We start from the raw sequence: 22,816 nt of genomic DNA on the forward strand, positions 1-22,816 counted from the left end.
CATGAGATGGAGGTTTATTTGTTATACCTGTTTTTCAGTATAGCAAATCTGAGGCATTTCAAAAAGCTACACTTGACATACCATTAGCTGGTTTTATTCGAGCTTGCGGTATGGTCATAAGCGGGTAGGCCGCTTATCCTTTCCCTCTTCCTTCTCCTCTTCCTCCCCCTCGTACCAAGGGTTCAGATGGACAAGCACCTCTTCGACATCCTCGTTCTGATCCATAATGACCGCTTTAATCTTCTTGGATACGTCGTGGCCTTCTTGAATGTTCAGATCGGCGGGAATGCCTACCCGCACATCGATAATGATATAGTGTCCGTGCTCTCTAGCGCGTATACGATCGATCCGCTTGACTTCCTGCACGCTGTCGACCAGCTTCTCGTAATGACTCAGCTTCTCCGGCGACACCATTTTGTCCATTAAAATATCGACGGCTTCCCGTCCCATATCGTAAGACAGCTTTAAAATGAGCAACGCTACAATCAAGCCCGCAATCGGATCGCCGTATTGCAGCAGCGAGATGCCGTAATAGTCGCCGATCAGCCCCGCGCCGATCCCCGCGACGGCCGCGAGCGAAGCGTACACGTCGGCAAGATGGTCGTAAGCGGTGGCGATCAGGCTTTTGCTATTCGTTTGTTTGCCGAGCTTCATGCAATAAACGTAAAGCCATTGCTTCCATATTAACGAGATTACGGCTGCTATCAGCGCCAGCACGCTCGCTTCCGCTGCCGGATGGAGGAAAGATTCAATCGAATGATAGCCGATAAACACGGCGGCGGCCAACAAAATAATGGCCACGATAGCGGAACCGATGACCTCCGCTCGGCCATGCCCGTAAGGATGATCGCTATCTTTCGGTTTTTTTGCGATGACGGTGGCGCTCAAAGCCGCGACCGAAGCTACGACATCTCCCGCATTATGAATGCCGTCGGCAATAAGCACCTGGCTTCCGGCCATTACGCCGACAACAATTTTCAAAACAGTCAGCGCCAGGTTGCTGACTAAGCTAATCGCGATCGGGGTCGTGCTCGATACCTTGATTGTCTGACTCATTTGGTTCCACTTCTATCCACTTGCACACGCTCCTACGGTCTAGTTGAGCGGACAGAACATGCCTGCCCCTCATCACCTGAACCATTATACAAAGCGATAGTCGAGTGGGTCTAGAGAAACAGTGTTGCTTCATCCAAGCACTTTTACGGCGGTGCAACAGACTTTAGTCGTTCAAACTATATTGCCCTCGTCCAAAAAATAGTTTTCGATTTATCGTGGCAGCGGACTGCCAGCTAGCATTTGCATTTGCGGCCAATATCGACCGCCGTAATCGAACAAATTCTAATCGTGGAAACGAAGCCGCGGACATTCAGCATGACGACATCGCCGCTAATGCCCAGGTAGGTTCCACACAATGACGTGCCGGAGAAATGAATGCGAATATTCGGAGTGCCTACACCGATGCGTTCCAAAATCGACAGTAATCCTTCGCTCTTATGCTCCTTGCCGCAGCCCCGGCTTTTTCCTGAAGTACGATCCGGCACGATAATTTCGACCGTAACGCCGCTGCGCCCTCCGCTCCGGCAAGATCCGCTATGGTGCCCTTTGCTCTTATGGCTTTTGTTTCTGCCGCTATTGTGTCCCTTGCTCCTATTGCATCTGTTACCTCCGCTATTTTGTCCCTTGCTCCTATCGCATTTGCTGCCTCCGCTTTTGTTTCCGCCGCTTTTTCCGCCAGATTTACCGCCAGATTTGCCACCGGATTTGCCGCTGGATTTGCCGCCTCCGCTGCGGCAGTCGCCACCACTGCGGTTTCCTTTGCTTTTTCCGCTCTTGTTTTTATTTTTCTCCTTTTTGTGATGGTCGCTTTTATGTCCGTCGTCGCATTTTTGTCCGCCGCTCTTGCCGCCGTCCTTCTTTCCGCTTTTCTGTTTCTTGCAGTCATCGTCGCAGCTTTGGCTACCCATTCTCTTATTCCTCCTCAAAATTCATCCTATTAAAGCGTTTGTATTGGAATTAATACAAGATATGGACAGCGTTATTTATCTGCATGTGCGCTTGTACCAAATCTATCAAAACGCTAAATAGATGAACTAGACAGCCGGCATGACGGTACGCCAATCTACCTTAGGTTACGAGGCCTGAGCCCTGTATCTTTCTATTACTCGTGTCATTTTGCCGTAAAAACAGATAGGAATGTGGGCACTCGCCGGATTCGGACCGACTTTCCCGGGGCTGCAATCGTCCCTTCCCGCCAAACGCCTCTTTTCTTGTTAAAAGGGAATGGTAATGAACCGGTAGGCGTGTTATAGTTTACGGAAACATTTTCTATTGTGGAGGTTTGTCATGGATACGAATCCTTCTCCGCTGCTGCTCAACATTCCGGAAAAGTTTGAAAGCGAACGGCTGATCATTCGTGCGTCTGAGCACGGCGACGGAGCCGCCCTTAACGAAGCAGTTCACGAAAGCGTTGAACAGCTCCGCAGTTGGATGCCATGGGCTCAGAGCCTGCCGACCGTGCAGGAATCGGAAATGTACGCACGGCGCGGCCGTGTCGAATATTTGGAACGTACAGACATGGGACTGCTGCTGTTCGGCAAAACGGATGGCCGCTTAATCGGCAGCAGCGGGCTGCACCGAATCGACTGGAAGGCCCGCAAGTTCGAGATCGGCTATTGGGTGAGAACGTCATACGCCGGTCAAGGCTATATTACCGAAGCGGTTGACGCCATTACGCATTTTGCAATCCGTGAATTGCAAGCGATGCGCGTCGAGATCCGCTGTGACGCCCGCAATCTGCGCAGCGCCCGCGTTGCCGAACGATGCGGTTTTACGCTTGAGGGTGTATTGAGGAAGGAACGAATTGATGCCATCGACGGAACGCCAACCGATACGATGGTTTTTGCAAAAGTGCGCGGAGAAGAATTTTAACGACGACGAAAACAGAAAAAAACAGGAGGCTTCTCGCGGAAGAGAAGCCTCCTGTTCTTATTAATTCGCTTTAGCGTCCGACACATAGCGCCGCAATAGGTGTTCTGAGCCGCAGATCACTCGGAAGCGGCAGCGACGGCTGTCTGGTCTATCATAAATAGGCGATTGAGCTTGTCGATGCCCACCTCGACCAGTCCGCTTAGCGCCTCCTCCGCCTTTCCCGCTTGCCGAGGATTGCCGCGCTGCGTCAAAGCAGCTTTCCGCAAAGCGCTTCCCGCCACAAAAACCCGCTTCGCTTTTTTGGCCTTCTTAATCGTTTTGAGCGCTTTAAGCGCTTCGTTCATATAAAAATAGTCAGCTACTTTCTTAGGCGTGTCTCCCCATGCGAGCACGACATAATCCGCCTCTTTTATCGCCGTTGCAACGACTTTGCGGTTATGCTTTAGAACGCGGTTCAGCTTCTCCGCTCCATGCTCATTCTCGAAAAGCTCCAGCGTATCGGCCAGCTTGGATGAGGAGCCAACGCACAGCGGAAACAGATGAACAACGCTCACTTCCCCTATATCCTGCAGTTCTCCTTCATGCCCGATGTCCGTGTTGTAAGAAGCTGATAACGAAACGGCTTCTTCGTTCGCGGGATCCTCTGCTGCAAAAGCCGGATAAGCCATAATAACCGCTAATTTGCCTGTATGCCCATTATTCTTCTGGATCCGAAGCCTGAAACGGAGCGAAAACTCGCCTTCGCGGCTTTCGTCGCCCCTTGCATTGTTTTTCATCAAATCCGACATATCGCTACCGCCCTCCGCATCGCGTTATTATTTCGAATATAACCTTCTATAACCTTCGACGACGCTTCTACATTTCCCTTTTAAAATACGGCTCCCGCTTGCAAAGCTCTTCTTCCGACCGATTTATCTTTATCAATTGTGATCCACATCACAGGTCTCGGCTCCGCTTCTTGTTAAGATAAGGTTGCCGTTGACAAATCGTACCAACAAAAATATGCAAACGGAGGTCATTAAAAATGAGCCGTATCTCTTCTAAAGAAGTGAAGATTATTCCCGAAAATCCGGTTTCCGCCTTTCTGTTCAGCGATACGCGGGCATCCTGGATTTGGCTGATCATTCGACTGTACGTCGGCTATTCCTGGATAACAGCAGGCTGGAAAAAAGTAAACAGCGAAGCGTGGACCGGGGAAAAAGCGGGCGCCGCGATTCAAGGGTTCGTGAAAGGTGCGCTTGCAAAAGCCGAGGACGGGCATGATGTTACCGGCTGGTACGCCAGCTTTCTAGAGCATGCCGTTCTGCCAAACGCGAAGCTGTTCGGTTATGTTGTGGCATTCGGCGAGCTGCTCGTTGGAGTAGGACTGATTCTTGGCTTGCTGACCGGCATCGCCGCCTTTTTCGGAGGCTTCATGAACGTGAGCTTCCTGTTCGCCGGTACACTCAGCACGAACCCGATTCTGTTCATTCTCGCGACTTGGCTGGTGCTTGCTTGGAAAAATGCCGGTTGGATCGGCTTGGACCGCTGGGCTTTGCCTATTCTGGGCACTCCGTGGGGCAGGGACAAAACCGTCCCCAAAGATAAAGATAAGAGCGCGGATTTGACTTGAGTGAACAAGGAAGGAGGCTTTGCATCCCGTGCAAAGCCTCCTTTTTTATGAGCGATTATTGGTGGTTGAGCGCTTCTCCATTCTCTTCCACAACCGCTCCCAACGAATTGCGGAAATGGCCCAGCGCCCATTTATGGCCGCCCGGATTGAACGTAGCGGTCGCATCGGCGTGAACGGTCATGCGAAACCCTTTATTATAGGCGTCAACGGCCGTGTGGAGCACGCAAATATCGGTGCATACGCCAACCAAATGCACTTCCTCGATGCCCCTCGCCCGCAGCTGAAGCTCCAAATCCGTCCCGCAAAACGCGCTGTACCGCGTCTTATCCATCCAATGCATCCGATCGCTGTACCGCTCATACGTATGCTTCAGTTTTCCATACAACTCTCGGCCTTCCGTTCCCCGAATATTGTGCGGAGGAAACAAGTTTGTCTCCGGGTGGAACGGATCATTCTCCTCATGCAGGTCGACGGCCATCACTACCCAATCTCCCGCTTCCGCGAACGACGCAGCAAGCTCCGATATCCGATTCTCGATGGCAATAGCAGGTTCGCCGCAAGGCAGCTTGCCGACGACAAAATCAACCGTATAATCAATGACGATTAATGCTCTCATAGCAATTCCACTCCATTCTTTGGTTCGTAGCTCATGGATAGACGCAGCACGGGGGCTCATCCTATTTTTCGCCGCCTAGCAAATACCGCTCCGCTTCGGCAATCCAACGTCCTTCGACGTCAGCAATCAGCGTCTGCCAGCCGATCGCCCTTGCTTCTTTCATATTTTTCTCCTGATCGTCGATGAATAAAATGGGACGCTCCAGACCAAGCTTCGCATTCACGACGGAATAAATCGGCGCGGACGGCTTGCAGCAGCCAGCCTCGCTTGAAATCGTGACGCTGGTCACATAATCGCTGATTGTATTCACAATTGGCATGATCCATTCCGTCCGATGATTGCTGAGCAGATGAATATCCGCGTATCGGCTCCAGCGCGGAATTTCCTTGATGGCCGGCAACGGCGTAATGCTCGCTATCATGCTTTCCCGCGCGTTTTCCGCCGGAATATTCGGGAACCGTTCCGCAAAGCGTTCCCAAAAATATTTTTCTGTCATGCCGCCGCTCCACAATTCTTCCCGCACCTCACGATTAAACAAAGCGAACAGTTCCTCAGCCGTCTGACTCTCTCCCGAAAGTCTCTTCCAGAATGGCGTTATATTTTCCGCTAGCACTCCGCCAATATCGAGAACCAACTGATTTTTCATAGCTTCTTCCCCCAATCTTGCGATACCGTACTTTTGTCCTGAGCTTAGCATGTTTGCACCTGAACGTCGAGCGGTTGAGGACGCGCCGGACCTTGTTTCCGGCAGTGCTACAAAACCTGAAACGCTTCGTACAACTCGAACTCGGAATGGCCTAGTCCAACTTGACACCAGACTTTTTACGTGTTTTTATACCACGTCCCTCCCTCGGTACTATCTATTGCCTTCTTATTGAGCCATAAATCGAGACTCGTCAACATAAACTGATAGACCAATTTGTCGACTTCGACAAATTTCCACTTTTTGTTAATTTTTACCCCCTCCATCATATAAATTTCCACCTTCCGTTCCGATCGTATTGCCGTCATGATGGACATATATTTGCATTTCCTTAACATTCTTCACGGGGGGCGATGAAAGAAAAAATCATAATTTCGAATGATTAGATCATTTACTCGGGACCAAGACATTTCCTCACCGGATTGCTCGACATTGTAGACATCACATGCGGATGACTGAGCGTCATGCCGTATGGCTCTATTATGACAATTGAGGTGATCAAGTGTTTGTTATTCGTTCGAAGGAAACAAAGCTGTTTTTGACCCTTGTTCTAACGTTGGCCTTGTTGATTAGCCCCTTTTTGAACGTAAATGCACTGTATGCGCAGGAGGCAATTCCTTCTGCTGACCCCGCCGTACAAGATCCTGAAGCTCCGCAAAATTTAAGAGTTGATCCAGATTCTATTACTGCGAGCAGCGCCACCATTTATTGGGACGTTGATCCGAGCAAAAACGATATCGATGTCTGGCACGCCGATGGCCGAGCAGGCGACGGTTATTTCACATGGGGGAACAGCGGCTCGAGAAAGTTAGATCTTGAACCGAATACAAGCTACAAATTGCAAATCTCCTGGCTGGTAAGACCAGCCACGAAAGCCCATTTAAGCAATATTATCGAATTCAAAACTCCTGAAGGCGACAAACCTACAGGTCCTACACAAGGCGCAACTGATCTGAGAGTGACCGATCTAACGGCGACAACGGTCACATTGGAGTGGACGAACGCCCCCGGCATTGACGATTATTGGATTTGGACCAGTACGGGAACCTACGTATATTATGGAAACAGCCAAAAGGCAGTACTCAGCGTAAAGCCAAATACAACTTATTCCTATCTTATCGGCCCCGATGGTATTCAGTATCCAAACCTGAAAGATGGACTAAAGAGCAATATCGTTACGTTCACGACACCAGAAGACACAAAGGAATATCCTCCGCTGCCCGTCATGCCTCCGCAGAACTTAAAAGTTACGGCCCTTACGTCATCCAGCGTTACGCTCGGTTGGACAGGAAGCCCTAACGCGAACGGCTACGATTATTATGTCAACGGCAATTATAAAGGCGGAATATGGGACGGCTCCAACCAATTGACCTACACATTCGAACCAGACCAATTAGTAGACGGGACTGTTACAAAGTTTTTGGTAGGCGCTCAGTTTGCCGAAAACGGATTGGTTAGAGTATCGGAGAAAAGCAATGAGCTTGTTCTCACTTGGGGACAGCTAGCCGCCCCTCGCGACGTTCAAATTATTACCGCTAATCGAACGACCGCATACCTCGGCTGGGCGCCGACGCCTGGCGCTTTAAGTTATGAAATATTCAGGGATGGCGTTTCCGTCGGTACAAGCGAATCCAACAGGTATACGGCAACAGGCTTAACCGAAGGGCAATCCTACTCGTTCACGGTCAAGGCAAAAAATGATCTGTGGGAGTCAGATGCAAGTACAGCTGCCGATGTCGTACCTGGCAGTAATTATACTAACGTCACCTACTACACCTCTTGGGCTGGCTATACTCGAGCATTCAAACCAACCGATATCGACCTTTCTCAAATTACGCATATAAACTACGCCTTCTCGGATCTGTGTTGGAAAGAACATGGATCGAATGGGAAGGTATGCCAAGACGATACAATTCCGCTGCAATCGGATTATGTATATGATGGCGAAATGGTAGTTGGCGATAAAGAGGTCGATCTTACCAACTTCCAGATCTTCAATTCGCTCCAAGAAGATAATCCTCATTTAAAGCTGTTGGTGTCGGTAGGCGGATGGAGCTTTTCCAATTATTTCTCCGACATGGCTGCTACGGAAGAGACCAGACGCTCCTTTGCGGTTTCTGCGGTGAAGTTTCTTCGCGCTTATGAGCTGGATGGACTCGACATCGATTGGGAGTACCCCGTTGAAGGGGGCGAAGATGGTAATAGCCACCGTCCGGAGGACAACGTCAATTTCACGGCTCTAATGAAAACAGTGCGCGAAGCACTGGATGCCGCAGGCTCTGAGGACGGACGCTACTACCTGCTAACCATTGCGTCTCAGCAAGCCGACAAGTTTATTGCCAACGCTGATATTCCGAATTCGATCGCTTACCTCGACTTTGTAAATATCATGACCTACGATTACAGCGGCAATTGGGAAACGTTCGCGCATCATAACGCGCCAATCTACTACGATCCACAGCATCCAAAGGATACGGCTCCTCGCAACAATGTAAGGGGCGGCGCGCTCGGCCATCTGAACGGAAGCATACCGCCGTATAAGCTGGTACTCGGTGTTCCTTACTACGGAAAAGGCTGGATCAATTGTCCGGAGCCAGGTGAATATCAAGAATGCGCAGACGATCCTGTGGGCACTTGGGAAAAGGGCATCTATGATTTCGACGACATTGAGGACAATTATTTGACGAACAGCGATTATGTCCATTACTGGAACGAAGCAGCCAAGGTTTCTTATTTGTATAATAAAAACAATGGCAGATTCATTACGTATAACGATGAAACAACGATGATGTATACAGCTTCGCTAATCAAAACCTTGAATTTGGCCGGTACAATGAGCTGGGATATAAGCGATGATGAGAACCGCACGCTGACAACCCAACTGGTCAAAGATTTGCCAATTGACGGCGTCATTAATGAGCTTGCCTTGAAAGAGCCATTAAATGTTACTTCTCTCGACAGCTCTACCGATTCCGTTACGCTGGAATGGGATGAGTTGGCCGATGCATCTGAGTACGAAGTCTTTATAGACGGCCGCTTCTTAGGCAAGACAGACTCGACGCAGTGGACGGCTTCGGACTTAACGCCAAGCACATCCTATACATTCTTTGTACTCGCCGTTAAGAAGGATTCAGAACGAATCATCGAGGTATCTGCAGCCAGCGCTCCGCTGACTGTAGAGACAGCCTCGTTGCCAGAGCCTTCTCAGACTCCGGGACCTTCTGAGACTCCAGGGCCTTCTGAGACTCCGGGACCTTCCGGAACTCCGGAACCTTCGGGTACTCCAGAGCCTTCGGGTACTCCAGGACCTTCGGATACTCCAGCACCTACTGGAACACCGGGGCCATCCGGACCTTCAGGGCCGTCGGGGCCTTCTGCTCCATCGGTTACTTCCACTCCGGCAACCGGTCAGGGAGAGCTGGAGACTACAGTCTCCAAATCGAACGGAAAATGGACGTTAACGCTTCAATCCGATAAATCGCTGAAAACGATCAAGGATTCCTCATCCTCTAGCTTCACCGTTACGGTTGGCAATGAGGCTACGGAAACCGAAATCGTCTTGCCGAAAGAGGTCGTGGCTGCAATTGCAGGCAAGGGCGGAAACGCTGTTATTTCGGTCAAATGGAACGGCATTCTCTACTCTATTCCTGCGGCAGCGCTCCCTGCTGGTGAAGATATCGTGATCTCAATTGCCCCTCCGTCGGCTGATACAGTCGCCAAGCTGGAGGAAAAGGCCAAAGCGCTCGGTTTAAAACTGCTTGCGAAACCGCTCGAGTTCAAAATCTCGAAGCGCGGGGCTGACGGCAAACTAGTGGAGATTGTTGACTTCGGTAAGCATAACCTAAGCCGCTTCTTTACTATTAACGGAAACGACATCGATCCGAAAAAAGCATCCGGCTTTGTGTTCTTGCCAGATAGCGGTGAGTTTAGACCTGTTCCGTCGCTGTTTGTGAAAAATGCGAATGGTTCAGTATCCGCCGAACTCAAACGCAGCGGCAACAGCATTTACATCGTCGCCCAGTCGGATGTCGTGTATGCGGACGCTAATGCGCCTTGGGCGAAGGATCAAATCGCCCGTGTCGCATCCAAGCTGCTGCTTGACGGCGTGAGCGCCAATGAATTTGGCGCAAACCGCAGCATTACGCGGGCCGAATTCACGTCCTTAATCGTCAAAGGCCTCGGTCTGCTGCCGGATAACGGCGCAGCGCCTTTCGCAGACGTGGACGCGAGCTTCAAATATGCCGGCGATATCTCCACAGCCAAGAAGCTCGGACTTATTCAAGGCAAATCGTCTAGCTCCTTTGATCCGAATAGCCCGATCAGCCGCCAGGATATCGCAGTCATTCTGATCAATGTATTTACTTACTTGGGTCTTCCTACCGAGTCCGATGGTTCGTCTTTGGCGGGCTTCGCGGATGCGGACACGATCTCGGCATACGCCAAAGCGTCGGTTGCCTCCGTTGTGAAGCAAGGCGTAATGATCGGCAAATCGACGACGAAGTTTGTGCCGAAGGCCGAGTTAACTCGGGCTGAAGCCGCCGTCATTGTCATTCGCATCCTGCAAGGGCAGAAGCTTGACTAGTAGGGATAGCCAGCCTTAAAAGAAAGACCTCCAGGGTAAACGGATATTTGTAGTATCTGTGTGAAAGAAAGTAAGTCTTATTGAAAAAATCCTCCAATCCCGCTAACAGCGGTTTTGGAGGATTTTTTTGTTCGACTTTGGAGGTGTGTTATCGAGTTGTGCTATATCGCCGAATTCACAGAACTGAATCGACTGGTCTCGGTAACCGCAAAAGTAAACCATCTTTAGGATGTTTCATGGAATGGCCGCAAAAGCCACAGTCCCGCATCTGTAAGACGGTTTTTCGTCTTACAGAGGCTAATTCACGCCGTTCTGGCTTCTGTAAGACGGTTTTCCGCCTTACGGGCACTCTTTCCCGCCGTTTTGTCTTCTGTAAGGCGGTTTTCCGGCTTACAGACACTCATTCCCACCGTTTTTGCTTCTGTAAGACGGTTTTTCGTCTTACGGGCACACTTTCCCGCCGTTTTCGCTTCTGTAAGACGGTTTTCCACCTTACAGACACATTTTCACGCCGTTTTGGCTTCTGTAAGACGGTTTTCCACCTTACAGACACACTTTCCCGCCGTTTTGGCTTCTGTAAGACGGTTTTCCGCCTTACAGACACACTTTCCCACCGTTTTGGCTTCTGTAAGACGGTTTTCCGCCTTACAGACACACTTTCCCGCCGTTTTGTCTTCTGTAAGACGGTTTTCCGCCTTACAGACACACTTTCCCGCCGTTTTCGCTTCTGTAAGACGGTTTTCCGCCTTACAGCGATGTGGCCCCGCCCAATCTTACTCCGTCGCTACTCCCAAACCCGCAAGCATTTCATCGGACAGTCCGCCAAGCCGCCAGATCGCGGCACGAGCAATGCCCGATCGCTTTGCCCGATCGATCCAACCGTTCAACGTTTCTCTGTCGGCGTACCACACTCGATGCTCTCGGCCGTCGCTATCTCTATAAGTAAAATACAAGCTGCCGCTTGAATCGTCCCGCTGAGGCAGAGCGCCCATTGCCTTAGCAAGATCAGCAGCGTGCTGCTCCGTAACGGCAGTTATCGCACCATTTTCCGTCCAATCGAATCCGCCTGCTGAGAAAGCGATAATCCGTTCTCCCGGAACGCCGTCCATTCGCTTAATCAACTGATCGATAAAAGCATAATCGGCCTTCGGTCCCGGTTCAGTCTTCTCCCTCTGCAAATCGTCCGCCACTAACACATAAGAAGGTCCGTCTGGAAGCGTAAATCGCTCAACGGGAAGCTGTGGTTCCAGCACAACGCGAAGGAGCTTTCCGATCATTTGCAGGCGCCGATTCAGTTCGCTGATAAAGGCAGTCATATGCGGCCAATCGTCCTGCTTAACTCCCTCGTAATGAATCTCAATGCCGTCAAATTGACTGGAAAGCGCCACGTTTACAATCTCATCGATATGCTTGCCTCTCGTTGCCGGGCTTGCCATCAATCGCGACACTAACTCCGAATCTTTCTGTACAACGGTACCATCTTCCGCATAGCAATCATTCACGAGTGTCAAAAAAAGCTTTTTGTTGCCGTATTCCCATAAAATATTGGTGATAATCGGCAGCGCTTCATTCAGCTTAGGTGCTGTCATCAACTGGTCATACTCGTCAAAGTAGGCAGCGAACAGCTGCAAATCGGATAGTAGGTTTGCCGATTTGCGCAAATCCGCTACTCCCTCTTCCCAACTCTCATCGACAAGCCAGGGCGACAATCGCGGCTCATTTGAAAGCCGAGCCTCCTTGTTCGAAATATTTCTCTCGTCAAACCATAAGTTAATCAATCCAGCGACAGCCGATATTGCTGCGATCGCAACGGCCAAGAGAAATGCTTTATGCTTTTCGATACGAGTCGTTTTCATCGCAAAGGCCCCTTTTTCTGCAAATATCTAAAATGTGTCTATGCCTAATTGATCAAGCTATCGTACAGATTCTCGTTCCGAGCGTCGATCGCCTTAGCAGCCGCTTCTGCGACATGCGGTTGACTGCCGACATTTATTGCCCCAGCTCACGCTAGAGGCTGCACACTTCCGCAGAAACATCTTTAATTCTAATGGAAGGCTCTGCTTATGATTAAACGGGATACCGCTCCTTGCCAGCCATTATCCCGTATTTTTCTTAAACGCCACGTGTACAGCAACATTTTTCCGCATTTCTAATCGAGTTTCAACTATTCCGCTTTCCTTCAAATGCGGCTCGTCGTTCCTTACCTTCTATTGTAACGCAAAAAACTGTACATTTTCTGTACTTGTCCCCGCCATACAGGAGGCTAGTGCCTCGTTCATTCACGTTTGCTGCCGGCCATTCAATCTTGGACACCTGCAACTCATTTATGACATGCGTTATTGTTCACTCCCGCTCCATCGCTCGATGCGATAGATCGCTTCCTCAACCTCCACCGTCTCTTCGGTCATGCCGATCATATCTTTCAGCGTCACTTTGCCTGCTCTTGCCTCATCCGTTCCAATCAGGATCGCAAAACGTATGCCGGATGCGGACAGCATCGCCAATGATCTCTTCAGCTTGCGGCCGGAGGTGAGCTGCCGTGTTCGAATGCCAGCGGCTCGAAATGCCGATGCCGCGGCCAGACACTCCGCTTCAACGCCGCTTGAAGCCGGAACGACGGCGGCTAGAGGCCGTGCGTTTTCCGCCCATCCGCGTTCCCGCAGCAGTTCCATAATTGGCTCTAGGCCGAAAGACAAACCGACGGTCGGATATGCGGCATCCTCCCGATCGATTAGATGCCCGATCATCTCATCATACCTTCCGCCCCCGCCCAAGCTTGATGTGTAGGCGACGCTTGCATCGAAAATTTCATAAACGGTGCCGGTGTAAAACGATAACCCCCGCGAAAGGAAAGGATCGAATCGGCAAATACGATCAAGGTCTAACCGGGTCAACAGCGTTTGCAGCGCCAGCGCTTCCTGCAGCCCTTGCGCGTCGCCGAGTGCATACCGTTCTGCCACCGCATCGATTGAAACCTCCGTTGCCGACAGCCATTCTGCCATTTCACTAAGGCTTCGAATGACGCCCTCATCCAGTCCTTTGGCCTCCAGCTCCTCCAATACACCGCCGATACCGATCTTCGCCAGCTTATCCAGCGTAAGCATGACGGACAACGCCAAATCGTCCGGCACTCCAACCGCTTGCATCAGCTCGCCTAGCAATCGCCGATTGTTCCACCGAAGCGTGACGGGAATGCTCAGCTTTTCGAACACGGTGGCCGCCAGCTGCATCAATTCCGCTTCCGCCTCCGGCCCCGCAATGCCGGCGACATCGGCATCGCACTGTGTAAATTCCCGCATTCGACCGCGTTTCGTTGGCCCGTCTCGAAATACTTTTCCGATCTCATAGCGACGGAAAGGAAGCACTATGCCAGGATTGAGTGCCAGCACCTTGGCAAACGGTATCGTCAGATCGTACCGAAGCGCCAGCTGCCTCTCTCCCTGATCGCCGAACCGGTACATTTCTTTTACGATTTCTTCGCCGCCTGTATATTTCGATACAAGCAGCTCCTCTTCGTTCAAAATCGCCGACTCCAATTCCTCGTAGTCAAATAACTCGAACGTCTCTCTCAGAGCCGCTTGCACCTTTCTTCTTAATGCCTGCTCGTTCCCCCAGAAATCGGCCGTTCCTTTCACGTTTTGCATCGTTACCATTCCCTTCTCGATTTTTTAGAAAAATAAAAAACGCGCAGGACCTCTTGGTCCTGCGCGTTTGTATCTCGCAGGGAGGCCAACGCGTTCAGCGTTAGCCCTCCCCGATATTTGCTCGAGGGTGCTAACGCTGCTTGTAATGATAATGAAGTTGATAAAGCTTGATCGTACTCATGGCTGTACCCCTTCAAACTAAGATTAGAATTGATTATAGCAAAGTTCGCAAAAGATGCAAGCGCCGGGGGCTCAAAAACGAATCAATGCTGGTCTTTAAGTGAGGGGAAACGCTGCGGGGCAGAGGGTTCTTCCGATCGTCATTAAAGCCGTCACGCACACTCTTTCCTGGTACATATTAACTATCCAATTTGTTACAAATACGATATGATAGTCCTATTCTCCGTCAAAAAAAACGACATCATTTGCAAAGGAGTGTTCAATAAATGAAGAAGCGTTCAACCATTATGGCCGTTATCGCCATCATTATGCTTTTATCTTCTGTACTGCCGGCTTCGGCGGCTCCCCGTTTCAAGGACGTAGATTCGGACAAGCTGGGATGGGCCGTGCCATCGATCAATTTCATGGTAGACAAAGGCGTTATGAAGGGCTATAAGGATGGCAAATTCCAACCCAATTGGAGCATAACGAGAGCTGAGCTTGCCGTTATGCTTTACAAGCTGTTTCCGGAAAAAAGAGAGAAAAGCAATGCGAAATATTTTAAAGATGTGACTAAAAATCACTGGGCCTATAAAGAAATCACCGCCATGCGTTATCATATGGGATCATTCCTTTGGGAGGGTGCCAAGTTAAAACCGGAACAGCCAATAACCCGTTGGGAGTTAATGCTTGTTCTAGACAGTGTCTTTCCTTTAAAGAAAGAATCCCAGGAGCTCATCTTCTTCCCGTATGAAATGATTAATATTCCTCCTACGGGAGACGGGCACCTTGTCGAGATGCTAATGGGACTTAAAGATATTGAGAAAATGTATATTAACGCTGAGCAGGATTGGAGAAATGAGTCAGAAGAACTTAAAGCTTTTTACAAACGAATGGACCGCCCCGATTACTTGTCGATGCCGTTTGTTTTGCTAGAAGTAGATCAAGGCATAGAATATATCAGCGGTAACGGAGATTTCGAATTTTTGAAAGCCGAAGCGCTATATAACATCATCTCGAACGATATTATGAAACCCGACGATAACGGATATTTCCGCCCGAAATCGAAAGTTACTCGAGCTGAAATCGCGACGATTCTACATCGGTCATATAATATGAAAAAATAGACGGCAGCACTTACAGCGTCCCGCTCTCCCTCATATTCTAGTTCTAGTACTAGTACTAGATAAAACAAGGAGGCGGACGGCATCGGCGCTAGCTACAATAGTTCCGCACTCAAAAGTAAATGGACAAAAACGCAATGGCTGCTGAAAAGCGATTCATTAAGGGGGTATGTTCCTAATACGGCTACGTTTAGCCGCAGCAGCCTCGAAAATATGCTGTCTAACTATGCTACTGTTTATTTCAAGCCGACAGGCGGCTCGGGCGGGTTCCATATTGTGCGTGTTAAAAAGCTGGCTTCCGGCTATCAAACGCAGCTTAAAACGACAAAAATCCGTCATGCAACGCTAGACGCTCTCTATAGCTACCTAGTAAAGCGGACAAAAGAACGCTCTTATTTGCTGCAAAAAGGCATTAATCTTGCCAAAACGAACGGCAATCCTTTCGATATTCGCGTTATGGTTCAGAAAACGAATGCGGGAGTCTGGAAAACAACCGGGATGTTTAGCAAAATCGGCAAACCGGGAGTCGTCGCGACCAACTACAACCAAGGCGGAAAAGTTGGCTTTGTAAAAACGACGCTTGCCGGCGCCGGCTTCAGCGAAGGAACCATTAAACAAAAAGAAGACGAGTTAATCAAGCTCGGCGAGTCGGTCGGTCGCTTGTTCGAAACTCACCTCAAAGGCGCCCGCGAGCTTGGACTTGACGTCGCCTTGGACAGCTCAGGACGGGCATGGATTCTCGAGGTCAATACAAAACCTCAATTTTATCCGCTGAAGCATATGGGCGACGGCAGCATGTACCGGAAAATTCTCTCTTACGCAAAGCAATACGGCAGATACAAATAAACGGCGGAAGCCGGGTGAAGAACGGGATGCAGTCCCTTCTTTCCCCGGCTTCTTTTTTGTCTACCACTAAAACAATTGCATGTTATGGAAAATAATGATATTGTTACTAGCAATCACTTTATAAGGAGGCGTTTTCATGAAACACACAACAACGATTAAGGGCCATATCAATAAGGGGATTTCGCGTAGCTAGCCCTCTACCCTGCGAACCCCTTGCTAAAATGGAGAGGGGAATTCCAACTTGCAAACCGAAAATAAAACCGTTATTCGAGTGTTCCAAGGCGAAGATATGCCGCTGCTCGGAGAATTATATCAAGCTGTCACGGCAACAGAGAATGCTATCTTCTGGTGGGTAGGCGAAGAAAACAATTGGCCCAATGTATATTGCGCATTCGAAAACAACCGCATGATTGCAAAGGGACAAGTAAGCGTCATTAACGTAGTCCCGCCGGGCCGATCGCCGGACAGCAAGCATGCCATCTATGTGAACCTCAAAACCGTTCCTGAAAGAGAGACTGATGAGAATCTGCTTGAGCGGCTGTATCAGCCTTTGCTTGCGAGAGCTACCGAATTGAAGGAAGATTTGTCCAAGGAGTATGATACGATATTATGCGTCGGCAATGATTCGAAAGAAATAGCCAACAACCGTTTTTTCGTTAGCAAAGGCTACGCTCCACTCAAAAGTCTATTTCTGATGAAACAGCAGTTGGACAAGCCGATAGAAAATAGATTGTTGCCAGAGAGCTTCCGAACTTCATTCTGGGGGATGGAGACGCCTGAGGAGCAGCAGCAATATTTAAAGATCGAATCGGAAATATGGCCGGATACGCCGCTTGGCTTGAACCGCTTGGAAGAGTATCGGCAGCATGAGCTCTGGACATCGATAATCGTTCATGAAGCGAATGAGATCGTAGCAGGCTTGCTGGTCTGGAAAGAAGAAAACGACGGCTTCATCGAGGACGTATTTGTACGCGAGCCATGGAGAAAGCGCGGACTTGCCAAGCATTTGCTAGTGCAAGCACTACTCTACCTACGTTCGCACGATTTAAGCAACGCAAAGCTCATGGTGGAGACAGCCAATCACTCGGCGCTATCGTTATACGAGTCGGTCGGCTTCGCCATTGACAAGCAGGAAATGCGCTATTATATTCCGTTGAAATAATACTTAAAAAAGAAGGAGGGACGCGTCAGCGCCCTCCTTCTCCTATAAAGCTAATTTGGTTGTCATAATCGTTTTTTAATAGGGCGTATATTTCCAAATCGACGATCCCTTTCCCCGACCAGTGCGACGCTTGCCGCAGGGTTCCTTCTTTGACGAACCCGTTTTTCAGCAATACCTTTTTCGAATTATCGTTCAGCAGCATCACTTCCGCTTGTATCCGGTTCACTCCAGCCTTTTCAAATAGGAAGGTTTCAAGAGCTTGAACAGCAGCAGTTGCAATTCCTTGCCCCCAGCAGGACTGAGCGAGGAAGTAACCGATTGTGACCATGTTCACCTGTGAATTGAAATCAAAAACCTCGATAATCCCCGTCAGCTTGTCCTTCTCATTGCTTTCGAAAATCCCCCATTTCACTCTCGATTTTTTACCATAATCGCGCTCGAAATGGCCGATCATCTTACGAACGGTCTCTTTGTTATGCTTGGGGATGATACCGCAATATTCAAATACATGGTCATTATTATAAATCTCGAATACGTCCTCCAGATGACGTTCTTCGATTTTCTGCAAGCATATACGTTCGCTTGCGATTGCGGGAAATGACTCGAATACGACATTCAGGTTCATCGGCTGAAACTGCTCCTTTCGAAATGACTGCGCTGTTTAACCGGAATATACAAATCCACTTTGCATTTGCCTTCCTTGTCTGTCGCAGGGTCGTTCAAACAAAATTCGAGACATGGCCTTTCGTCGGCCTCATACCCGCTGCCCGGCAGCCATTGCCCGAAAATACCTTGATATATAATCGCCAGCTTATCCACCGTATCGTAAAAACGGTATAGCGCATACTGACCTCCCGCTAAAGCCTTAAACGAAACATTCGCATGCAGACGCTTGTCGAAGCCTTCTGGAAGCGTCACGCATGCATCATACCGGCACTCGGATTCTGCTACATCATTAGGATCATCCAGCGAAATCCCGATAAAATGCTGCTTGGGCGGACAAATCCCGTTGCCCGTCGCCCATGCTCCTAGCTTCGCCCAAGCATGGCCGGTATCCAGGTAACTCCCTTCATGTCGGAAATAAGCCACTTCATACTCTGGTAATTCTGTAATCGCCACATTCATATCCCAAATCCTCCTTAAAAAGCTGCTTTCATTGCTTTTATCGTAACGGAGAAGACCGGATAATTCTTCGCGCATCTTGCGGCGAACCTCTAACATATTGCTCTGTTGCCGTTCCGTTCTCGCCTCTCGCGGCGTTTGGTTGAACCTTTTCTTAAACGCTGCATTAAAGGCGGCAACCGATTCAAATCCACAAAGCTCTGAGATGGCCAGAACGCTTTGGTCCGTATGGGTCAAATACTCTAAGGAACGGCTCATTCGCAGCTCGTTGACGTAAGCGATAGGCGTTATGCCAACGACGGATGCAAAGATGCGGCTAAAATGGTATTTCGAGAAATTCGAATAAGCCGCCAGCTCGTCAAGCGTCAGCCTGCGATCACTATTTTCTTTCATATATTGAATGACTGCATTTACTCTTTCTAAGTACTCATGGGACATGAAAGGCTCATTCCTTTTTGAGGGAAGGTGAGTGATACTGCTACTATTATACTTTTTTAGAAACAAAAACTGGAAGAGAATTATTTGACCAGGTAAATTTGACCAGGTAAATTTGACCAATTATAATTTAGGCTCAAACTTAAAATCAGTGCTTGACGGAAAAGGAGAGAAAGTGGAGGGGCAGAGGGATTCTGGAGAAACGACAGTGGTCGCTTTTAAAGCCAGATTCCTACCTCAACCAACTACCAATTAAAGGAATCAGGCTTTAATGGCGATCGGAAGAACCCTCTGACCTGTAACGATTCCCTCCCTTCAAGTTAAGTACTGATTTCGGTTGTGAGCCATAAATCTATGGACACTATAATCGCTCAGGGGTGAATGACGGTTGGACACACCGTATTTTTTAAATCGTGCTGTAGATTTGTTTAGAGAGGAAATGGGCAGTAATTTGGTTGGCGTTTATTTACACGGTTCACTGGCAATGGGATGCTTTAACCCGAATAAAAGTGATATTGACCTGTTGATTATCGCTCAACAAAAACTATCAACTGACAATAATAAGCGTATTGCAAAAAAACTTCTAAAACTCCACGAAAGCATGCCAAAAGAACGCGGAATTGAATTAAGCATTATTCTGGAATCCTATTTAAAAGACTTTGTTTATCCCACACCATTTGAATTTCATTACTCTGATTATCATCGAAAGAGATATCAAACCGATGAGAATTACATTTGTGGAGGATTCGAAGACCCCGACTTAGCCGCTCATATTGTTGTTACCTATCATCGGGGGATTGCATTGTATGGGAAAGCACTGCGAGAGGTTTTTTATCCAATTGACCAGCATTTCTATATCAACTCGATTCTTTCAGATGTAGAAAATGCATCTACAGATATTGTTGAATCACCTATGTATTTTACACTCAATCTTTGCCGAGTTCTGTACTATCTTAAGGAAGGTGTTGTGTCTTCTAAAAAAGAAGGCGGAGAGTGGGGGGTAAGCAAATTGCCTGCTGAATATCGTCAGCACATCCAACGCTGTCTTCATGAATACAGTGGAATGGCCGATATTCCAGATCATGCCGAATCAAGCATTGAAATTTTAAAAAGCTTTGCCGACTATATGAGAAGCGAAATTGATAAATTATCAAAATAAAGCCCGATTCCTCCCCGCGAACTTCCACCGAATATAGGAATCGGGCACTATCAGCGATTTAACATCTTACATATTTGCGCTTGAAGCCGATTTGTCCTTTTTCAATCGCTTTTTGAATATTCTCGTAAGGCTGCAGGAAGCTGCTCTTTTTGTTATCCCGTTTCACTTCAACTTGGCCGATTGCCTTCGCGGTCTCAATCGCCTTATCGTGAAGCGGCACATAGGATACGCCCACCGTGTAAATGAAATTGCTCATGGCTAGCTTCGTCCGCACTGGAGCATCTTGAATTGTATTTATCACCTTATCAAGCATTCCGGCTAGCTTGCTTTCGGAAAACTCGCTGTCTTTACGATTGCCCAGCAACCAGCAATAACAGCTCCAGCCTGCCGACATGCGCAGCTCGTCGCCGCTTTCAATCCACTTGTCGGAAACCTGCTGTGCGATATCGGATTCTGCTAAAGTGACCGCCACAACAAAGTCGGACAGCATATAAAAATAAGCCTTATCGATCCAGCGTTCGAAATCCGCTTCGGTCATAGCCTTCGGATCGGCAATGACGCCGGCGAAATACATCGCGTCATAGTTTCCCGTAGCGTAAAGCTCTTCTGCTAAAGGCTGATCGATTTTTATTTTTTTAGCGATCGGCTTCATCTCGCCAGTGGTCACGCCAAAAAGCGGTTCATGCGCGCCGTTGGACATATAAATCTTTTTCATTCTTTCCTTGCTAAGCGCTTCAAGCTCCTGCATTACCGTTTCTGCATTCATGATGTCGCCTCCTTTTACTTAGAGGATACTATAAAGTTCTATAAAACCAAAGCTAGGGTCCGGCTATTTCCTTCTGCCAATATACAACAGATGAGAAGATACGCCCAAAATAGACGGGTCCTTTGCATACTCGATGAGCAAGTCCGTCAGTTGCCGTTCTTCGCCCCGTTCTTTCCAATACTGTTTTTGCTCTTCGCTCAACATGCCGCCTATGCTTGAGGAACCGATTAACTCAATTGCTTCAAAGCCATGGCTGGCCATAAATGGCTTAATATCGTGGAGAGGGAAGAAATATGCTCCGGTAAACCGCCCTTTGTCTGCATGATTGAAAATCCCGTCAGCGCGGAATTTATTTATTGAATCCAATGTATCGTTTGGCTTCCAATGCTGCGGATCTCGCAGGGAGTTAATCGTCATTCTCGTCCTTGTTTGAAAAGCGACAAAAACGATTCCCCCCTTTTTGGTAACGCGGAACAGCTCTTCAACGGCTTGGATTCTTTCTTCTTCTTGTTGCAGGTGATAAAGGGGCCCTAACATTAAAGAAGCGTCAAATTCCTCGTTCGGTAATCCGTGCAAATTTGCAGCATTTAACACATGAAATCCATCAAACTGTTTCGTTACTTGCAGTTCGTCCGCCTTCTCCTTAGCCCATTCCACCAGTCTTGGCGTCAAATCGGAAAGCGTTACGCGAAGCCCCAGATTGGCTAGCTCCATTGCATATTTTCCCGGTCCCGCCCCGTTGTCCAATACTTTGCCTTCGGGAGGCAAATATTGCTTGATATAATGCAAGTTAATCCTAAACTCGATCGGCTCCCGATCCAGCCTGCCCCACTCGTCGAAGCTGGAGTAGTAATCAATAACGTTTTCCATTCGTTAACACCTGCCTTAATTTGAATTGTTCAAGGAGAAAAAAACAAAAAACCTATTGCCTCCTAAAGAGGCGATAGGTTTCTCTTCGCGGTACCACTCTTCTTCCGATTCGTTCATTCACCGAACCATCTTAGAACCCCATTACGGAGGTTATCCGTTAAGGCCTCACAGATTCAGCCTTACCGCTCGCGGGCGAGTTGGGGATGCAATTGACTGTCTTTCACCAATTCGACAGCTCTCTAGACAATTGAAATCCTTAATACTCCCGGTCATAGCGTTTATGTTGTATGAAATTTTATCCAGTATATGTTTTTATCACACTTGCTGTCAACACTGATTTTCAACTAGATGCTTTACCCAGCTCTGGCATTGCTGCAGTTCTTCATCGGTGAAGCCACCAGATGCCCGCGCATTCAGGCACGCAAATCCGATTTTGCTCCAGTACTTGGTTCACGATCTCTTCACCAAAGAAAAACCTCGTTAGCTCTTCCGCTTGATGAACGCTGTCGAATTCATAATCCGTTCTAATCCACTTGTGGGAAAATCCATATTGCCTAACTAGCGAAGAGTAGTACTCTTTTAAGAAAGCAGGCGGATCGGGCGTCTCCGTACCAGTGCCCATCGTTTCGAAAATGATGATTGTGCCGTTCGGTCTCAGGACGCGCTTCATTTCCGCCATAACTTCCTGAAGATTTTGCCGCCAATTCTGTACGTTCGTACTCGCTAGATAACATATCGTCCATCCCGCCACAATCAAGTCGGCGCTTTGATCTTCCAAAGGAAGCTTTCTATGGTCAGCTACTTTTGTTGTCCAGTTGGCAAGCCCCGCTTTTTCAAGTTTTGCAGCCGTTACTTGCAGCATCGCATCTGAAGCATCAAGGGCAATGATGGATTTTGCGTGCGGCGCCAGAACGGTTGTCAGTCGTCCCGTTCCCGCTCCAACATCAACAATGTCCAATCCGTTAAAAGCTTTAATCTCTTCAATAATTGGCGCCAAATTAGGCTGCTTCGAAATTAATAGATGGTACTGTTCTGCTTCATGGTTGTAAATGTTCGTGTGATTAGGCATTTATAATCCTCCTCGATTC

The 22,816-nt window shown here is 48.6% G+C and carries 20 protein-coding genes and 1 other annotated feature; of the genes, 7 read left to right on the forward strand and 13 right to left on the reverse strand.

From position 1 onward, the window contains the following. Positions 1 to 114 precede the first annotated feature (114 nt). Entirely contained in the window at positions 115 to 1,056 is a 942-nt protein-coding gene (locus ACFVTB_RS02960; RefSeq protein WP_387744941.1) for a cation diffusion facilitator family transporter, read from the reverse strand. 233 nt (positions 1,057 to 1,289) lie between these two features. Then, on the reverse strand, positions 1,290 to 1,964 hold the full coding sequence (locus ACFVTB_RS02965; protein WP_387744944.1) for a hypothetical protein: 675 nt from the start codon (positions 1,962 to 1,964) through the stop codon (positions 1,290 to 1,292). 379 nt (positions 1,965 to 2,343) lie between these two features. Here ACFVTB_RS02965 and ACFVTB_RS02970 point away from each other — a divergent pair, with 379 nt between their 5' ends. Continuing rightward, on the forward strand, positions 2,344 to 2,928 hold the full coding sequence (locus ACFVTB_RS02970) for a GNAT family N-acetyltransferase (protein ID WP_387744947.1): 585 nt from the start codon (positions 2,344 to 2,346) through the stop codon (positions 2,926 to 2,928). Positions 2,929 to 3,044: 116 nt separating this feature from the next. Here ACFVTB_RS02970 and ACFVTB_RS02975 read toward each other — a convergent pair whose 3' ends face one another. After that, the gene (locus ACFVTB_RS02975) at positions 3,045 to 3,716 is read right to left on the reverse strand and encodes a DUF1643 domain-containing protein (RefSeq protein WP_387744950.1); all 672 of its coding nucleotides are present in this window, start codon (positions 3,714 to 3,716) and stop codon (positions 3,045 to 3,047) included. A 236-nt stretch (positions 3,717 to 3,952) separates the two neighbouring features. On the opposite strand from ACFVTB_RS02975, the gene ACFVTB_RS02980 reads away from it, so the two are divergent. Next, positions 3,953 to 4,540: a DoxX family protein gene (locus tag ACFVTB_RS02980; RefSeq protein WP_387744953.1), complete on the forward strand. Its 588-nt coding sequence runs from the start codon at positions 3,953 to 3,955 to the stop codon at positions 4,538 to 4,540. A gap of 55 nt (positions 4,541 to 4,595) precedes the next feature. On the opposite strand, the gene ACFVTB_RS02985 is transcribed toward ACFVTB_RS02980, so the two are convergent. The 3 genes from ACFVTB_RS02985 to ACFVTB_RS02995 all read right to left on the reverse strand — a co-directional run bounded on the left by ACFVTB_RS02985 (position 4,596) and on the right by ACFVTB_RS02995 (position 6,176). After that, complete coding sequence (locus tag ACFVTB_RS02985; protein WP_387744956.1) at positions 4,596 to 5,156, reverse strand: cysteine hydrolase family protein; 561 nt, start codon at positions 5,154 to 5,156, stop codon at positions 4,596 to 4,598. A gap of 61 nt (positions 5,157 to 5,217) precedes the next feature. Further along, positions 5,218 to 5,802, reverse strand: coding sequence for an HAD-IA family hydrolase (locus tag ACFVTB_RS02990; protein WP_387744958.1), 585 nt, complete (start codon positions 5,800 to 5,802; stop codon positions 5,218 to 5,220). 176 nt (positions 5,803 to 5,978) lie between these two features. Then, positions 5,979 to 6,176, reverse strand: a complete 198-nt coding sequence (locus ACFVTB_RS02995) for a hypothetical protein (protein ID WP_387744960.1) — start codon at positions 6,174 to 6,176, stop codon at positions 5,979 to 5,981. Positions 6,177 to 6,361: 185 nt separating this feature from the next. On the opposite strand from ACFVTB_RS02995, the gene ACFVTB_RS03000 reads away from it, so the two are divergent. Continuing rightward, the gene (locus ACFVTB_RS03000) at positions 6,362 to 10,441 is read left to right on the forward strand and encodes a glycosyl hydrolase family 18 protein (RefSeq protein ID WP_387744962.1); all 4,080 of its coding nucleotides are present in this window, start codon (positions 6,362 to 6,364) and stop codon (positions 10,439 to 10,441) included. A gap of 773 nt (positions 10,442 to 11,214) precedes the next feature. On the opposite strand, the gene ACFVTB_RS03005 is transcribed toward ACFVTB_RS03000, so the two are convergent. Together ACFVTB_RS03005 and hisS are read right to left on the reverse strand one after the other, a co-directional pair. Then, positions 11,215 to 12,297 carry a glycoside hydrolase family 18 protein gene (locus ACFVTB_RS03005; RefSeq protein ID WP_387744965.1) on the reverse strand — a complete coding sequence of 361 codons (1,083 nt, stop codon included), beginning with the start codon at positions 12,295 to 12,297 and terminating at the stop codon, positions 11,215 to 11,217. Positions 12,298 to 12,777: 480 nt separating this feature from the next. Beyond that, positions 12,778 to 14,085, reverse strand: a complete 1,308-nt coding sequence (hisS, locus tag ACFVTB_RS03010) for a histidine--tRNA ligase (RefSeq protein WP_387744968.1) — start codon at positions 14,083 to 14,085, stop codon at positions 12,778 to 12,780. 446 nt (positions 14,086 to 14,531) lie between these two features. Here hisS and ACFVTB_RS03015 point away from each other — a divergent pair, with 446 nt between their 5' ends. The 3 genes from ACFVTB_RS03015 to ACFVTB_RS03025 all read left to right on the forward strand — a co-directional run bounded on the left by ACFVTB_RS03015 (position 14,532) and on the right by ACFVTB_RS03025 (position 17,376). After that, positions 14,532 to 15,371 carry an S-layer homology domain-containing protein gene (locus ACFVTB_RS03015; protein ID WP_387744971.1) on the forward strand — a complete coding sequence of 280 codons (840 nt, stop codon included), beginning with the start codon at positions 14,532 to 14,534 and terminating at the stop codon, positions 15,369 to 15,371. Between the two features lie 81 nt (positions 15,372 to 15,452). Continuing rightward, positions 15,453 to 16,214 (forward strand): YheC/YheD family protein, encoded by a 762-nt coding sequence (locus ACFVTB_RS03020; protein ID WP_387746169.1) that lies wholly within the window; start codon positions 15,453 to 15,455, stop codon positions 16,212 to 16,214. A 289-nt stretch (positions 16,215 to 16,503) separates the two neighbouring features. Continuing rightward, the gene (locus ACFVTB_RS03025; protein WP_387746171.1) at positions 16,504 to 17,376 is read left to right on the forward strand and encodes a GNAT family N-acetyltransferase; all 873 of its coding nucleotides are present in this window, start codon (positions 16,504 to 16,506) and stop codon (positions 17,374 to 17,376) included. 25 nt (positions 17,377 to 17,401) lie between these two features. Here ACFVTB_RS03025 and ACFVTB_RS03030 read toward each other — a convergent pair whose 3' ends face one another. Both ACFVTB_RS03030 and ACFVTB_RS03035 read right to left on the reverse strand, forming a co-directional pair. Further along, positions 17,402 to 18,001, reverse strand: a complete 600-nt coding sequence (locus ACFVTB_RS03030) for a GNAT family N-acetyltransferase (RefSeq protein WP_387744974.1) — start codon at positions 17,999 to 18,001, stop codon at positions 17,402 to 17,404. After that, the gene (locus ACFVTB_RS03035) at positions 17,998 to 18,936 is read right to left on the reverse strand and encodes an AraC family transcriptional regulator (RefSeq protein WP_387744977.1); all 939 of its coding nucleotides are present in this window, start codon (positions 18,934 to 18,936) and stop codon (positions 17,998 to 18,000) included. Before ACFVTB_RS03035 ends, ACFVTB_RS03030 begins: the two co-directional genes overlap by 4 nt. 385 nt (positions 18,937 to 19,321) lie before the next feature. Here ACFVTB_RS03035 and ACFVTB_RS03040 point away from each other — a divergent pair, with 385 nt between their 5' ends. Continuing rightward, positions 19,322 to 20,092 carry an aminoglycoside adenylyltransferase domain-containing protein gene (locus ACFVTB_RS03040; RefSeq protein WP_387744980.1) on the forward strand — a complete coding sequence of 257 codons (771 nt, stop codon included), beginning with the start codon at positions 19,322 to 19,324 and terminating at the stop codon, positions 20,090 to 20,092. Positions 20,093 to 20,150: 58 nt separating this feature from the next. Here ACFVTB_RS03040 and ACFVTB_RS03045 read toward each other — a convergent pair whose 3' ends face one another. The 3 genes from ACFVTB_RS03045 to ACFVTB_RS03055 all read right to left on the reverse strand — a co-directional run bounded on the left by ACFVTB_RS03045 (position 20,151) and on the right by ACFVTB_RS03055 (position 22,797). Then, the gene (locus ACFVTB_RS03045) at positions 20,151 to 20,858 is read right to left on the reverse strand and encodes a DNA alkylation repair protein (RefSeq protein WP_387744983.1); all 708 of its coding nucleotides are present in this window, start codon (positions 20,856 to 20,858) and stop codon (positions 20,151 to 20,153) included. 63 nt (positions 20,859 to 20,921) lie between these two features. Further along, positions 20,922 to 21,728 (reverse strand): class I SAM-dependent methyltransferase, encoded by an 807-nt coding sequence (locus ACFVTB_RS03050; RefSeq protein WP_387744985.1) that lies wholly within the window; start codon positions 21,726 to 21,728, stop codon positions 20,922 to 20,924. 63 nt (positions 21,729 to 21,791) lie between these two features. Then, positions 21,792 to 22,010: a binding site (T-box leader), on the reverse strand. A gap of 100 nt (positions 22,011 to 22,110) precedes the next feature. Continuing rightward, positions 22,111 to 22,797 (reverse strand): class I SAM-dependent methyltransferase, encoded by a 687-nt coding sequence (locus ACFVTB_RS03055; RefSeq protein WP_387744988.1) that lies wholly within the window; start codon positions 22,795 to 22,797, stop codon positions 22,111 to 22,113. Positions 22,798 to 22,816: the final 19 nt, after the last annotated feature.

Origin of the sequence: Paenibacillus sp. NPDC058071 (assembly GCF_042885235.1) — a bacterium.
Classification (GTDB): domain Bacteria; phylum Bacillota; class Bacilli; order Paenibacillales; family Paenibacillaceae; genus Pristimantibacillus.